At 30.0% G+C, this 14,703-nt stretch carries 15 protein-coding genes; 2 read left to right on the forward strand and 13 right to left on the reverse strand.

Annotation, left to right across the window (positions count from 1 at the left end):
* Nucleotides 1-26 precede the first annotated feature (26 nt).
* The 5 genes from prmC to rho all read right to left on the reverse strand — a co-directional run bounded on the left by prmC (nucleotide 27) and on the right by rho (nucleotide 4,486).
* Nucleotides 27-905 (reverse strand): peptide chain release factor N(5)-glutamine methyltransferase, encoded by an 879-nt coding sequence (gene prmC, locus AACH12_RS13240; RefSeq protein ID WP_338535854.1) that lies wholly within the window; start codon nucleotides 903-905, stop codon nucleotides 27-29.
* Nucleotides 902-1,828, reverse strand: a complete 927-nt coding sequence (locus AACH12_RS13245; protein ID WP_338535855.1) for a DUF1385 domain-containing protein — start codon at nucleotides 1,826-1,828, stop codon at nucleotides 902-904. The genes prmC and AACH12_RS13245 overlap by 4 nt, the downstream gene beginning before the upstream one ends.
* Before the next feature lie 106 nt (nucleotides 1,829-1,934).
* Nucleotides 1,935-2,531, reverse strand: a complete 597-nt coding sequence (locus AACH12_RS13250) for a thymidine kinase (RefSeq protein ID WP_338535856.1) — start codon at nucleotides 2,529-2,531, stop codon at nucleotides 1,935-1,937.
* A gap of 229 nt (nucleotides 2,532-2,760) precedes the next feature.
* Nucleotides 2,761-2,961, reverse strand: a complete 201-nt coding sequence (gene rpmE / locus AACH12_RS13255) for a 50S ribosomal protein L31 (RefSeq protein ID WP_338535857.1) — start codon at nucleotides 2,959-2,961, stop codon at nucleotides 2,761-2,763.
* 106 nt (nucleotides 2,962-3,067) lie between these two features.
* Entirely contained in the window at nucleotides 3,068-4,486 is a 1,419-nt protein-coding gene (gene rho / locus AACH12_RS13260; RefSeq protein WP_463671023.1) for a transcription termination factor Rho, read from the reverse strand.
* A gap of 221 nt (nucleotides 4,487-4,707) precedes the next feature.
* Here rho and AACH12_RS13265 point away from each other — a divergent pair, with 221 nt between their 5' ends.
* Together AACH12_RS13265 and glpK are read left to right on the forward strand one after the other, a co-directional pair.
* Nucleotides 4,708-6,438, forward strand: a complete 1,731-nt coding sequence (locus tag AACH12_RS13265) for a stalk domain-containing protein (protein WP_338535858.1) — start codon at nucleotides 4,708-4,710, stop codon at nucleotides 6,436-6,438.
* Between the two features lie 129 nt (nucleotides 6,439-6,567).
* Nucleotides 6,568-8,058, forward strand: a complete 1,491-nt coding sequence (gene glpK, locus AACH12_RS13270) for a glycerol kinase GlpK (RefSeq protein ID WP_338535859.1) — start codon at nucleotides 6,568-6,570, stop codon at nucleotides 8,056-8,058.
* Between the two features lie 131 nt (nucleotides 8,059-8,189).
* Here the strand turns inward: glpK and kce are convergent, their stop codons facing one another.
* The 8 genes from kce to AACH12_RS13310 form a co-directional block, all read right to left on the reverse strand.
* The gene (gene kce, locus AACH12_RS13275) at nucleotides 8,190-9,002 is read right to left on the reverse strand and encodes a 3-keto-5-aminohexanoate cleavage enzyme (RefSeq protein ID WP_338535860.1); all 813 of its coding nucleotides are present in this window, start codon (nucleotides 9,000-9,002) and stop codon (nucleotides 8,190-8,192) included.
* A 9-nt stretch (nucleotides 9,003-9,011) separates the two neighbouring features.
* Nucleotides 9,012-9,395, reverse strand: coding sequence for a 3-aminobutyryl-CoA ammonia lyase (gene kal, locus AACH12_RS13280; RefSeq protein ID WP_338535861.1), 384 nt, complete (start codon nucleotides 9,393-9,395; stop codon nucleotides 9,012-9,014).
* Between the two features lie 94 nt (nucleotides 9,396-9,489).
* A complete protein-coding gene (locus tag AACH12_RS13285; RefSeq protein ID WP_338535862.1) occupies nucleotides 9,490-10,104 on the reverse strand; it encodes a V-type ATP synthase subunit D in 615 nt (204 codons plus the stop codon).
* A 21-nt stretch (nucleotides 10,105-10,125) separates the two neighbouring features.
* The gene (locus AACH12_RS13290; RefSeq protein WP_338535863.1) at nucleotides 10,126-11,508 is read right to left on the reverse strand and encodes a V-type ATP synthase subunit B; all 1,383 of its coding nucleotides are present in this window, start codon (nucleotides 11,506-11,508) and stop codon (nucleotides 10,126-10,128) included.
* 14 nt (nucleotides 11,509-11,522) lie between these two features.
* The gene (locus tag AACH12_RS13295) at nucleotides 11,523-13,298 is read right to left on the reverse strand and encodes a V-type ATP synthase subunit A (RefSeq protein WP_463670992.1); all 1,776 of its coding nucleotides are present in this window, start codon (nucleotides 13,296-13,298) and stop codon (nucleotides 11,523-11,525) included.
* Entirely contained in the window at nucleotides 13,291-13,929 is a 639-nt protein-coding gene (locus AACH12_RS13300; protein WP_338537394.1) for a V-type ATP synthase subunit E, read from the reverse strand. The genes AACH12_RS13295 and AACH12_RS13300 overlap by 8 nt, the downstream gene beginning before the upstream one ends.
* 22 nt (nucleotides 13,930-13,951) lie before the next feature.
* Complete coding sequence (locus AACH12_RS13305; protein WP_338535864.1) at nucleotides 13,952-14,257, reverse strand: V-type ATP synthase subunit F; 306 nt, start codon at nucleotides 14,255-14,257, stop codon at nucleotides 13,952-13,954.
* Between the two features lie 8 nt (nucleotides 14,258-14,265).
* A complete protein-coding gene (locus AACH12_RS13310) occupies nucleotides 14,266-14,694 on the reverse strand; it encodes an ATP synthase subunit C (protein ID WP_338535865.1) in 429 nt (142 codons plus the stop codon).
* Nucleotides 14,695-14,703: the final 9 nt, after the last annotated feature.

Here is a 14,703-nt window from a genome sequence, read left to right on the forward strand (position 1 = left end):
CTCCACTACATTAGAAATAAAATTCACTATATTTTGTTACTTGCTTTCTTTGCAATTACGCATCTATCAAAACCCGAAAGATCTTTAATAAAAATAACATCTTTATATAGTTTTGAATTATCTATTATATTTTTAACGTCCTCAGCTTGATTATATCCTACTTCAAAAGCGAGTACACCATCTTCCTTTAAAAATCTATAAGAACTATTTATAATCTCTCTATAAAAATCCAATCCATCTTCTCCACCATCTAACGCATTCATAGGTTCATAATCTCTTACTTCTATTTGCAGCGAATTAATATCAGCCTTTGGAATATATGGAGGATTCGATACAATTAAATCAACTTTAACGTCATTTGAAATACCCTTTAAAACATCATTCTCTATAAATGTAAGCCTATCAAAAACACCAATTCTTTTTGCATTAATTTTAGCTACTTCAATTGCATCAGATGATATATCAATAGTCATTCCATAAGATTTTTCTAAGTATTTCAAAAGAGATATTGATATAGCTCCACTTCCTGTTCCTATATCAATAAAACTTATTTCTTTTCCAAAAAAGTAATTTACCAAATACTCTACTAAATTTTCAGTATCGTTTCTTGGAATAAGCACACGTTCATCTACATAAAATTCTAGTCCCATAAATTCTTTAGAGTTCAAAATATACTGAAATGGCATACCAATCAGTCTTTTATTAACCATTTCAAAAAACTCATTTTTCTGTTTTTCACTTAAAATTCTTTCCTTGTCAATAATAACTTGGTATCTTTGGATTTTAAGCAAATAAGCTAACATTAGTTCCAGCTCTAAAAGTATAAGCTCTCTAGAATCTTTATTTTCAGAAGAAATATTAAATAAATTTAAAGCTTCTTTTAAAACCTTATTTATAGTAATCATTTTTCTTTATCACCCGAATGTTTAAGAACTTCTTTAATAGCAACAATTGCAACTTCCAGTTGATCATCATCAGGTTCATTTGTTGTTAACTTTTGCATCATAAGACCTGGATAACTAACTATATCTACTAATTTACCATTGTTTTTACCAGCCCATCTTATTATTTCATAAGAAATCCCTGCAACTAATGGAAGAAGTACTACTTTTGTTAAAATTCTAATCCAAATACTATCCCAACTAATAAAAGTAAACATAATAATACTTATAACAAATACAATAAGTAGAAAACTCGTTCCACATCTAGGATGAAGAGTTGTAAATTTTCTAGCATTTTCTACAGTAAGTTCTTCTCCACTCTCTAGGCAATGAATCGTTTTATGTTCTGCACCATGATATTCGAATACTCTTTTAACATCTTTCATTCTAGAAATAATAATTACATAAGCTAAAAACATAGAAATTTTAACTATTCCTTCAAAAGCACTCAATAATACTTGACTATTCACAACATTTCTAAGAGTACCTATAAGAAAAGATGGAATTACCCCAAATAATAAAAACGCCATAGCAAGAGCAAATACCATAGAAAAAACAACTAATACAGTTTCTGCTTTATCACCCATTTTTTCATATAACCATTTTTCAAATCCTTTTGCTTCATACTCTTCTTCTGCTTCAGCAAAAAATTCTGCTGAATAACTTAATGCTTTTATTCCAACTATCATAGATGAAATAAGAGCAATACTTCCTCTAACAAATGGAATTTTCATTAAAAAAGTTTTTTCTATTTTAAGAGGTTTCTCTGTTTTTAATTCAATTTGACCATTTTGTTTTCTAACAGCAATTGCAATACTTTCGGGTCCTTTCATCATAATACCCTCAATTAAAGCTTGCCCACCTACTGCGCTATATTTTTTTCCCATTTTACACCTCAACTCATTATACATAGATTAATCAGCTAATATATCACTTAAAATACAATATCAGAATTTTAATAGTATTAATCCAAAGTTCGTCAATAAACTCATCTTAATCAATTTTACTTTTATTTAATAATTCATAGTAACATTTAGGGCAGAGCGATTGATATTCAACTGAATCTTCACCATCGATTGCTACCTGCTCACCTTCAAAAACAAAGTTACCATTTATTTTTCTTCCATTTAATAATGCCTTTTTTCCACATGTACAAATAGTTTTAAGTTCTTCTATGCTATGTGAAAGCAAAAGCAGCCTTTCGCTTCCTTCAAATCCTTCCATCATAAAGTCTGTTCTTAAACCATAGCATATAGTAGGAATGTTAAGAACTACAGCAACTCTAAAAAGTTCATCTATTTGTTCCTTTTTAAAAAACTGAGCTTCATCAACTAGTAAACAATTAATTTCACCTTGGTTTTTAAGCCAATTTTCTATTTCAGTAAATACATTTGTTTTGTTTTCTATTACTATATCTACTTTTCTCTCCACACCCAATCTAGATACTACTTTTTCTCCACCCTTAGTGTCGGTTTTAGGTTTTATTACTATAACATTCATACCTCTTTCTTCGTAATTGTACGCAACTTGCATAAGGTTAGTAGATTTACCTGAATTCATAGCACCATATCTAAAATACAACTTACTCATAACTTCCTCCAATAAAGAATATTAAAAATCTATACACAAAAAAACCTAAGTCATTTCTTTTCATAAATATTTAGGCAAATTACTACTATTCAATTATACATCATAAATCCTTGAAAATAAAAAAACAAATTTCAATTTACAATAAACTTATAAAAACAAATTTACTTTTTTCATCCTAAAAGTAAAGAAGGTTAGAGACATATAGACTCTAACCTTTAGAAAAACAATATTATTTAAGACCATATTTTTGTTTAAATTTATCTGCTCTTCCACCACGTTCAATTTGTTTTTGAGTACCAGTGAAAAACGGATGACACTCTGAACAAATATCTAATCTAATTTCTTTCTTTGTAGATTTTGTTGTAAAAGTATTACCACATGCACAATGCACTTCAACTTCATTATACTCTGGATGTAAATTTTTCTTCATTACCTTCACCTCTTTTCAAATAAAATCTCTATAAAAATTTTAATTATCGACAACTAGCCATACAACGACCACTACATTATAGCATATACTTTTTTATAATACAATACTATTTCAAACCATTTTTGATTAAACTAATAAATTCTTCATTAGTTTTTGACTTCAAAATCCTACTAATAATATAATCTGTAATTTCATATGCATTTCTATTATCTATAGCACGTCTAATAGTCCAGACTGCTTCAAGCTCACTTTGCGTAAGTAAAAGTTCTTCTCTTCTTGTACTTGACTTATTAATATCAATTGCAGGGAAAATTCTCTTTTCTGAAAGCTTTCTACTTAATGTAATCTCCATATTTCCTGTACCTTTAAACTCTTCAAATATTACTTCATCCATTCTTGAACCAGTTTCAATTAATGCAGTAGCAAGTATTGTAAGACTACCACCTTCTTCAATATTTCTTGCAGCTCCAAAAAATCTTTTTGGTAAATGAAGCGCAGCAGGATCTAGCCCTCCTGAAAGCGTTCTTCCACTTGATGGAATAACTAAATTATACGCTCTAGCGAGTCTTGTAATACTATCTAATAATATTACTACATCTTTTTTTTGCTCTACCAATCCTTTCGCTCTACTTAAAACCATTTCTGCTACTTTAATATGATGAGACGGAAGTTCATCAAATGTTGATGAAATAACATCAGCATTAATCGATCTTTCCATTTCAGTGACTTCTTCAGGTCTTTCATCTATTAATAAAACAATCACTTCAGTTTCTTTATTATTTTCTGTAATAGATTTAGCTATTTTTTGAAGTAGCATTGTCTTACCTGCTTTTGGAGGTGCAACAATCAAACCTCTTTGACCTTTTCCTATCGGAGCTAAAAAATCTATCAATCTAAGAGAAAACTCCTTTGAATTTTTTCCAAGTTCAAATCTTTCAGTGGGATAAAGAGGTGTAAGGTTATCAAATTTAGGCCTTCTGTAATTTGATATCGGTTTTAGTCCATTCACATTTAGCACATATAGAAGAGCTCTAAATCTTTCATTTGATCTAGGAATTCTTGTGACTCCCTTAATTTTATCGCCCGTTCTAAGTGAGAATTTCTTTATTTGAGATGGAGATATATATACATCAAGTTCGCTAGTTAAAAAATTTTTAAATCTTAAAAATCCATAGCCTTGATCAATAACTTCAAGAACTCCTTCAACTTCCTCAGATCCTTTTTCAAATACTTTATCACCAATATATACTTTACTAGCGTCTTTTTCTATTTTCTTCTCTACTGCTTCTGTTTTTTTTATTAGCTTTTCTTTTGGTAATTCTTTAGCAACTTCAACTTCTATTTTGTCATCTTTTTCTTTTTCTTTTTCAAGGCTTTCTATTTCCTTTTCTTCAGAATTTCCATTAATAATCAAATCAACCAGCTCATCTTTTCTTAATTTTGAAATTCCCTTTAACTTCATTGCTTTAGCAATTTCTTTCAAATCAATAATTGTTTTATCTTGAAGCATTTCTACGTTCAATATTTACCTCCAATAATACTAATACATTTACAACGTAATTATTTCACTTATTACGAACTTATTACACTTACAATACAAATACTTTTATAATTAAATTGCAAAAAATATATATGATATTATTATTAATAAAATATTGCATATTTTTTAAAATTTATTTTTATTTCTATTTTTAATGGGTAAATTTATTATGAATAAAAGATATGAAAGTGTAAAAGGTGGTTTAAATGAAAAGATTTCTAATACTAATAATATTTATTATAGCATACTTTTCTTGTTTTTCTTTTGCCGATGAAAATAATTCTATTTCGTCAAAAAAAGAAATACAAATGTTTCTTAATGATAAGGAAATTTCATTGAATGTTTCTCCTATTATAGTAAATGATACCGTACTTGTACCAATGAGAAGCTATTTCGAAGCATTAGGGTCTGAAATAAGGTGGATTGGAAGAACTAAAGAAGTAAGTGCATACAAAAATAATATGTTTATTAAACTTAAAATCGATAGCGATGAAGCATATAAAAACGGGAAAAAATTCAAGCTTGATTCTGCACCTATTATAGTAAATTCTCACACAATGGTTCCAGCAAAATTTATAGCAGATACATTTGACCTTAATCTCGTTTGGGATAAAGATGCATCTACGATAACTTTAAGTTCTAAAAATAATGGTGAAAATTACAACTTTGTTAATGATAATTTTTATAAGAAAATTTCAATCGACGATATTGGAGCGTATTTCTATATACCTCAACAGTGGAAATTAATTGATTTTGATAATAAAATTTACGGATTAAAATCTAATGATGAAGAAAGTAGTGTACAGATATCTAAGACTAAAATATCACCTGATGAAACTCTTGAATCGTTAACAGAAAAATATAAAACTAGTGTTTATAAGACTAATAAAGATACCGTTGTTTTTACAGGTAACAGCAAAATTAATATTAATGAAATTGAAAGTACAGTAACTTACTATACAATTACCGAAAATGATTCTACAATTAAATCAATCATCTATCTATTAATAAAAGATAATTACGAGTACAAACTAATTTTTTCTTATAAAACTATTTTTTCTGAAGATAATTTAATTGATCAAATAACCTATATAGCTAAATCTTTTCAGCTTAGTAAATATACTATAAACTACGATGATGAACACTACGTCGAATTGCCTTCATTTGATAAATTAGGCATCGATATAGAAAATGAAATCTATTCAAATATGGAAGTAAAAAGTTCATTTAACTTTAAAGCTACTATAGAACAATCTGATTTAAGTAAACTTGAAGTAATTGTTTCAAGAAAAATGAGCAAAAAATCTTTTATCATTCCAATAATTGATGGAAAGATCAATTCAGTGATTTACACTCCATTTGGACTTGGCAAACATAACATTTTGATAAAAACTCCTGATACTATTACAAAAGACAATCAGGTAATTAAGGGCGACCCACTACTAGTTTTTAGTGTAGTGAATTTAGATATAAAAAAATTAGAATATCTTGTACCAAGTACAAAAATACAAAATAATGAACTTGGAATTAATTCACTTTCTAATTTACTTACTTACAACAAATTAAAGACTTATGATAAATCTAAAGCAATTTTCACTTGGATTTCTAGTAATATTTCCATTAATCAAATTGTTAACGACGATTATGATTCAAAGCCATCACTCCAAGTATACAATGATGAATACGGAACTCCCGAAGAAATCTGCTATTTTTATACAGCCTTACTAAGAGCGATAAATATACCTTCTAGAACCGTATATGGAATAAATGATACAAATTCAAAGTATTTCTGGGTCGAAATGTATATTAACGGAAAATGGGTTGCATCTGATATTTTGGCAACTATAAAATTTAGTTCAAATAATAATCAATTCTTTTATATTCCATTAAATGATTATAGGGAAAATTTTAAAGAATTTCATATTGAAGATTATTAAAAATTAATTATTATTCGATACCTAAAGAGTTCTACAGTATATATGATATTTGGGTTAGCAAAAGCTCCCTCTGAATCTTAGAAATTCATTTATATTGTAGAACTTTTTACTATAAAAAGCGGAGGACTTATGAAACAATATATATTAGCTCTCGATCAAGGAACTACTAGCTCTAGAGCAATTATTTTTGATAAACAAGGCATAGTTGTTAAAAAAGTACAAAAAGAATTTACACAAATATATCCTAAAACAGGATGGGTAGAACACGACCCTATAGAAATATGGAATACATTACTTTCGGTGGCTAAATCGGTTATTTGGGAAAGCAAAGTTAACCCTAGTAGTATTTCTGCAATCGGAATTACAAACCAAAGAGAAACTACAGTAATTTGGGACAAAAAAACAGGCCAACCAATCTATAACGCTATCGTATGGCAATCTAAGCAAACTTCTAGCATTTGTGAAGAGCTTAAAAAAAGCGAACATGTAGACTACATAAAAAATTCAACCGGTTTAGTAATTGATCCTTATTTTTCCGGTACTAAAGTTAAGTGGATACTAGATAATGTAAAAGGTGCTAGAAGAAGAGCTAAAAACGGAGAACTTCTTTTCGGAACTATAGACACATGGATAATTTGGAATCTAACAAAAGAAAAAATCCATGTAACTGAATATAGTAACGCTTCAAGAACCTTAATGTTCAATATAAATACATTAAAATGGGACGATAAATTACTCCAAATACTTGATGTTCCTAAAAACATGCTTCCGAAAGTAAAAAACTCTTCTGAAATTTATGGTTATAGTGATAAAGCCTTATTAGGAATTCATGTTCCTATTAGCGGCGCTGCAGGAGATCAACAAGCAGCTCTTTTTGGTCAAACTTGTTTTGAAAGCGGAATGATAAAAAACACTTATGGAACTGGTTGCTTTATGCTTATGCAAACTGGAGACAAAATAATTAAATCAAAAAATGGATTATTAACTACGATTGCATGGGGAATTGATGGTAAAATTGAATACGCACTCGAAGGTTCTATTTTTATTGGTGGAGCTGTTGTTCAGTGGCTACGCGATGAACTTGGTATGATCGATAAATCATCTGATAGTGAATATTTCGCAACTAGAGTAAATGACACAAATGGAGTTTATGTAGTCCCTGCTTTTTCTGGACTTGGAGCTCCTTATTGGGATATGTATGCTAGGGGTACTATATTTGGACTAACTAGAGGTTCAAATAAAAATCATATTATTAGAGCTTCACTTGAAGCAATTGCATATCAATCAAAAGATCTAATCAATGCAATGGAAACAGACTCGGGTATAAAATTAAAAGTACTTAAAGTTGATGGCGGTGCAAGTAGCAATAATTTTTTAATGCAATTTCAATCCGATATGCTAAGTGTAAGAGTTGAAAGACCAAAAGTTATCGAAACGACTGCGCTTGGAGCAGCATACCTTGCTGGACTTGCAGTAGGATTTTGGAAAGATAAAGACTCTATTAAAAATATACTCCAAATAGACAAAGATTTTAAACCAACTATGAATTGTGAAGAAAGGGATAAATTGTACAAGGGATGGAAAAAAGCTATTGAACATACAAAATCAATAGATACTTAAGATTTTAAAAAAAGTAAAACGAACTCTAAAAACAAATAATGTATATGAAAGATAACTTTATCTTTCATATACATTATTTTATTTTTTACTAATTATTATATTTAATATATTCTTACTAATAACTCATAAAATTACTTAATATTCAATATTTTTCTTGCTTCAGATGGACTAGCAACTTCTCTACCAAACTCTTTAGCAAGTCTTACAACTCTTTCCACTAATTGTGCATTAGAAGTTGCAAGAACACCTTTTGAATAGTATATATTGTCTTCAAATCCAACTCTAACATGACCACCCATATTAATAGCAAGCCCTGCAAGTGGTGTTTCATATCTTCCAATACCTGCGACTGTCCATGTAGAGTCACTAGGAATCTGATTTCTCATATAAAGTAAATCTTCTGGATTACCAGGACAAGCTCCTGGAACACCAAGAACAAAATCAAAATGAAGTGGTCCATTTAGAATTCCTTTTTTTACTAATTTTTTAGCATTCTCAATCATACCTCTTTCAAACACTTCAATTTCTGGTTTTACTCCAAGCACAACCATTCTTTTTGCAAATTTTTCAATATACTCTTCAGAATTCATAAAAACATCTGGCCCAAAATTACAAGTTCCAGCACTAAGCGTTGCCATCTCAGGTTTTAATTCAACAGGTTGAAGTCTTTCCTCAGGAGAATGCCAAACAGCACCACCAGTAGATGGTTGAAAAATAATATCACACTTCGCTTCTATTTTTTCTTTTATTTCTTTATAAACTTCATAATCTTGTGTAGGGTTACCGTCTTTATCTCTTGCATGAACATGTACGATAGAAGCACCCGCTTTATAGCAGTTAAATGCCTCATTAGCAATTTCTTCAGGAGTTAATGGTAAATTAGGTTGCAAATCCCTTGTAACTTCAGCTCCAGTAATAGCAGCTGTTATAATTAATTTTTCCATTTTTTTCACCTATCCTCTCTGCTTATCTTTTGGAACAACACATGTTCCAACAGCTCTTGCAACGATAATAGGATCTTTAAGTACATCACATGCCGAATCATTAAGGTCTGGTCTTGGTATAATTACTTTTCTAGCTTCAAATTCCATCCTTCTAGAAGAATTTCCAACCTTTACAATTTTACCAACAGCTTCAATAAAATCGCCTGCATATACTGGTGCAAGGAACTCAACTTTTTCATAAGCTGCAAATAATCCTTCATCACCATCGTTTCTAATTAATAATTCTGTTGCAACGTCACCGAACAAATTAAGCATTTTAGCTCCGTCTACTAAATTTCCACCGTAGTGTGCATCATGCATACTCATTCTTACTCTTATAGTTGATTCTGTCATATCATTTTCCTCCATTAAATAAATCCAACCTTACCTAATAGATATTACAACCAACATATTTATTATCTAACAAACAACGATTAATTGCAAGATATCATCGATGTTTCTTTTTAACTTTTTTTAATCTAAAAAAATCTTCTCTTTCTTTTTCTTCCAATACATCTTGAATAAATTTAACAAGTTCTTGAAATTTAGGTATTTGTATTTTATCAAGTGCATTTGCTCTTTTTTGAGTTTTTTTAATCTCCATAGCAAGTTTATATACCGATGTCTCTATTTCTCCAAGTTCGTATATAAGCATTCTTACATCATTAAATTTAACTACAGCTTCATCTAGCGCTGCATTTGTCCTAAAAAGACCATAGTTAACTGTTTTCTCAGTATCTGTATGAATTAATTTTGGAATTTCAACACCCATAACACTCTGACTTAATACATCAAATTCTTCATTATTAACAATTGAAATAGCAATATCTTCAACATTATTAAGTCCCAAAGTAATATTTGCAAATCTAAGCGAATCATATGCGCCGTCAAATATATCTTGAATTTTATTTTGCACTTCTTCAGCTCTTTTTACAAGGCCCATCATCTCTCTTATAAGTACATTTCTTTTTTTATCAAGAAGTTCAAAACCTTTAAGAGAAAACTTAAGCATACCTTTTGCTTTTATTAAATTTGCTTTAGTAGGAGCTATACTATATTGCATAATACCACCCTCTTAACACAATTATTTTTCTTCAATATAAAATTCTTCTATAACCTCACTGCTTAATCTATCAAGCTCTGTTTTTGGTAAAACACTAATAACTTTCCAGCCTATTTTTAAACTTTCTTTAATACTTCTATTTTCATCATTCTTTTGTTTTACAAATTTTGCTTCAAATTGTCTTCCAAATTCCATATATTTTTTATCAACTTCAGATAAATCATCTTCTCCAATAATCTGAGCTAAAGATCTAATATCTTGTACTTTAGAATATGAAGAAAATAATTGGTTTGATAAATCAGGATGTTCTTTAGTAGTAAACCCTTCTCCTATACCATCTTTCATTAATCTCGAAAGTGATGGAAGAACACTTACAGGAGGATAAATATTGTCTTGAAACAAATCTCTCGCAAGTACAATTTGTCCTTCAGTAATATATCCAGTAAGATCTGGAATAGGATGTGATATATCGTCATTTGGCATAGTAAGCATAGGTAAAAAAGTGATCGACCCTTCTTTTTCTTTCATCATACCCGCTCTTTCATATAAAGATGCAAGATCTGAATATAAATAACCTGGATAACCTTTTCTAGAAGGAACTTCTTCTCTAGCCGATGCAATTTCTCTTAAAGCTTCACAGTATGAAGTAATATCTGTCATAACAACAAGTATTTGATAACCTTCTTCAAAAGCTAAGTATTCAGCTGCTGTAAGAGCACATCTCGGAGTACTTACTCTTTCAACAATAGGGTCATCTGCAAGATTTACAAAAGAAACAACGTGATCAGAAATCCCAGCTTCTTCAAAACTTCTCATAAAATATGCTGCATCATCATGCTTTACACCTATTGCAGCAAAAACTATTGCAAATTTTATATCTTCAGTGTCCTCACCAAGTTTAGCTTGTCTTACAATTTGAGACGCAAGTTCGTTATGAGGAAGACCATTACCAGAAAATACCGGTAATTTTTGACCTCTAATTAAAGTTGTTAACGTATCTATTGTAGAAATACCAGTTTGAATAAAATTTCTAGGATATTTTCTGGCAACTGGATTAATTGGTCTACCATTAATATTAAAAAACTTTCCATCATATATTTGACCAGCACCATCTATTGCGCGACCAACTCCGTCGAATGATCTCCCTAATATTCCAAGTGACATAGCCATTTCAAATGGTTTTCCTGTAAACCTAATTGAAGTATTATTTGTAGAAAGACCACTTGTTCCTTCAAACACTTGCGCTACAACCGTATTCCCATCTATTCTAATAACTTTTCCCATTCTATCTTTTTCGTCTTTAACTTTAATATTTATTATTTCACCATATGATGCACCAATTACATCAGATAAAATAATAAGTGGACCTTCAAGTTTATCTATTTTTAAATATTCTCTGCTCATAAATTCACCCTCTACTATACCTTATATTTAACTTTCAAATTTTCATAAAAATCTTCAATTTCAGACATCAATCTACCAATTCCTGTTAAATCATCATTAGGTATTGTGTATTTCATTTTTGTTACCTTTCCAAAAATTTCAGGATCCTTTACTTTGGAAATAGGAATACCAAGTTTAACAGCTTCACTTGCTTTATCATATAAAAATTTCATAAGTTCAAGCATTAAATGTTGTTTTGGAAGAGGAACATAAGTATCTTCCGCATGGAAAGCATTCTGTTGCAAAAATCCTATTTTAATAACTTTTGCAATTTCAAGAATCAGCCTTTGATCATCCGGAAGTACGTCTTCACCAACTAGCTGAACTATATCGGAAAGTTTATTTTCTTCATAAAGGATTTGAAGCATTTCAGCCCTAAGTTCAATTACATCCCCACTTACATTTTCTCTATACCACTTATCTAGAACTTTAATATATCCACTATAACTATTAAGCCAATTTATAGAAGGATAATGCCTAGCATAGGCAAGTTTCTTATCAAGTGCTAAAAATGCATTTACAAATCTTTTTGTATTCTCTGTTACTGGCTCAGAAAAATCACCGCCTGCAGGTGAAACCGCTCCAATAATTGTAACCGATGCCTCTTTTCCTGAAAGGGTTTCAACGTATCCAGCCCTTTCATAAAATTCTGCTAATCGTGAAGGTAAATATGCTGGATAACCTTCTTCAGCAGGCATTTCTTCAAGCCTTCCTGAAATTTCACGAAGTGCTTCTGCCCACCTAGAAGTAGAGTCAGCCATTATAGCTACGTGATAGCCCATATCTCTATAGTATTCCGCCATAGTTATACCAGTGTAAATACTAGCTTCTCTTGCTGCAACAGGCATATTTGACGTATTTGCAATTAATACAGTTCTTTCCATTATAGTTTTACCAGTATTAGGATCAATAAGCTTAGGAAATTCTTCAAGAACATCCGTCATCTCATTTCCCCTTTCTCCACATCCAATATATACAATTATATCTGCATCACTCCATTTAGCCAATTGATGCTGAGTCATTGTTTTACCAGTACCAAATCCACCTGGAATTGCTGCAGTACCACCTTTCGCAAGTGGAAAAAATATATCGAGTACCCTTTGGCCTGTTACAAGAGGTTTTGAAAGCGCCATCCTTTTTTTTGAAGGTCTAGGAATTCTTACAGGCCACTCTTGATAAATTTTTAATATATGTTCTTTCCCATTTTTATCTTTTATTATAGCGACTTCATCTTCAAGTTTATACTTATCCTGTTTATTAATACTTACTATATCTCCACAAATATTTGAAGGAATCATTAAATAATTCTTTATAATAGATGTTTCCATAACACTACCAAAGAACTCTCCACCTTTTAGATGATCACCTACATTAATAGTAAGGTCAACTTCCCACTCTTTATCTTCATCCAAGGAAATAAGACCAATTCCTTCAGCAATAAAACCTCCACTCAATTCATATAGTTTTTTTAGCGGTCTTTCAATTCCATCAAACATATTACTTAAAAGACCTGGTCCAAGTTTTAGTGATAATGGCTTTCCACTAGACACTACCTCTTCGCCTATTTTAAGTCCTTCAGTTTCTTCATACACTTGTATCGTTCCAATATCACCATCTAAAGAAATAATTTCTCCAATAAGTTTTTTATTTCCAACGGTTACCATCTCACGCATTTTAAATGAGCTAAGTCCACTTGCTTTTACAACTGGGCCATTGATCATTTCTATTATTCCATTTGTCATTTTACTCATTTTCTTCACCTGCTTCATTTAGCATTTCAAATACAAGTTGCCCAATATAAACTCTATTATGCTCAATCAAAGAATCCAAACAATAGTCAATCCTATACATCATTGAGTCATTTAGAAAAATCGCGCCTCCAATTAAATTATTATCTAGAATTTTAAATTTTACATTCTCCTCTAAATATCCTTTTTCTATAAGGCATTCTAAAATAACATCTTTTTCTATAGTAAAATTTTTCCCAATCTCAACTAAAATTATATTTTCATTATTAAGTTCTACTATAGCTTCATCTATAATTTTTCTTAAATATTTTTTGTAATCGTCAGAAAATACAAATTGCTTAACCAAATCAACAACATCACTAAACACTTTATCTATCATATTTTTTTTAACTTTTAATACATTTGATTTTACTTTTCTCTTGGCATTTGAAATAGTATTTTTCTTTTCAAGATATGCTTCTTCCAAAAAATTTTTAGTAAACTCTTCAGTTTTTTCATCAATTGTGCTTTGATAGTTTTCTACAATTTTTTTATTTTCTTTGTCAATAATACTAGCTTTTTTATCAATCTCCTTTTGAACTCTATCTATTACAACATCTCTAAATAGTTCAAGTTTATCATCTATAGTAACGATAGTATCACCCTCTTTTTAATAGTTAAAACTTAACACCAATAGAATCTCTAATATATTTCGTAATATAATTTTTTTCATATTTCGAATTAATCGAAGGTATTTCAACTATAAGCGTTTTATCTAACTTTATTTTGTACTCCATAATTTCAGTAGTTGCCATATTTTTAATAATATCTGTTACAACTATTACTCCTATTGATACATCCTTAATCTTCTCTTCAATAGTTTTTAAAACCTCCTCTCTGGTTTGACAAATAACCCCATCCACTCCAGAAAGTCTCATTCCAATTAAAGTATCAATATTATCGCTTATCAAAAATGATTTCATTATATCACCTACAATTTACCTAAAATTAAAATTGAAATAATTAACCCGTATATAGCAATACCTTCTGCAAGACCTACAAATATCAAAGTTTTACCTAAAATTTTAGGATTCTCTGAAACTGCTCCAAGAGCAGATGAACCAACTGCACCAACTGCATATCCTGCACCAATCGTAGCCATACCAGTACTAAGAGCAACTGCAATAAGACCAAGACCAGAAGAAGTTGAAGCAGCTGCTGTATTAGTTGCTGCATGTGCAATATCAGGAATTAAATACATTATACCAATTAAAATAACAGGAACAAAAACGCTAATATTAATTTTAAGAATTTTTTTAAGTTTCTTTTTATCTGTCATTTCTTCATTTAATATATAATAAAATCCCGATAAAATAGTGAAAAACACTACTAAAATACTCATTGCTAATGTAATCTTCATAATAATTTC

Source organism: Helicovermis profundi, assembly GCF_033097505.1.
Taxonomy (GTDB): domain Bacteria; phylum Bacillota; class Clostridia; order Peptostreptococcales; family Acidaminobacteraceae; genus Helicovermis; species Helicovermis profundi.